Source organism: Streptomyces corchorusii, from assembly GCF_001514055.1.
Lineage (GTDB): Bacteria > Actinomycetota > Actinomycetes > Streptomycetales > Streptomycetaceae > Streptomyces > Streptomyces olivaceoviridis.
Genome location: NZ_KQ948408.1, coordinates 1 through 848 on the forward strand (window position 1 = coordinate 1; position 848 = coordinate 848).

General features: G+C 72.4%; 1 protein-coding gene. It reads right to left on the reverse strand.

The window, feature by feature from the left end; genetic code table 11:
* Nucleotides 1-848 (reverse strand): IS481 family transposase (locus AQJ11_RS45030; RefSeq protein WP_059267390.1); only part of this gene is annotated, 848 nt, incomplete at both ends.

Genomic DNA, 848 nt, shown 5'->3' on the forward strand with positions numbered 1-848 from the left:
GGCCTCCGAGGGCGGTGTGGCAGCGGTGGTGGTTGTAGGTGTGGAGGAAGTCTGCCAGGGCGGCGGTGCGTTCGGCGTTGCTGGTGTAGGGCCGCTGGTAGGCCCATTCGTCGAGCAGGGTGCGGTTGAAGCGTTCGACCTTGCCGTTGGTCTGTGGTCGGTAGGCGCGGGTGAGCTTGCCGGCCGCGCCGAGGTCGGCCAGCGCCTGTCGCCAGGCGAAGCTCTTGCGGTAGGGCCAGGCGTTGTCGGTTAGGACCCGCTCGATGCGGGTGATGCCGTGCCCGGCGAAGAAGACGGCGGCTCGCCGCAGGAAGGCGGCGCAGGTGACGGCCTTCTCGTCCGGGTGGACCTCGCTGTAGGCCAGGCGGGAGTGGTCGTCGACGGCGGAGTGGACGTAGTCGAAGCCCACGCTGCTGCGCCGGGCCCGGCCGGCCTGGCGGCCCAGTACCTTGTGGCCGCCGCCGTCGGGGATGCGGCCGAGCTTCTTGACGTCCACGTGGACCAGCTCGCCGGGCCGGTCGCGTTCGTAGCGGCGGATGACCTGGCCAGTGGGCCGGTCCAGGTGGGCCAGCCGGTTCAGGCCATGGCGCACCAGGATCCGGTGCACGGTCGAGGCGGGCAGGCCCAGGGCCGGTCCGAGCCGTGCGGGACCGAGCTTGCGGACCTGCCGCTCGTGACACACCCGGGCCTCGACGGTGTCCGCCGTGCGATGCGGAGTCGTTCGTGGCCTGCTGGAGCGGTCGGCGAGGCCGGCCTCGCCCTCGGCCCGCCAGCGACGGACCCACTTGTGGGCTGTGGCTCGTGAGATGCCCATCTCGGCGGCGACATGCGCGACGGGACGGCCGCAG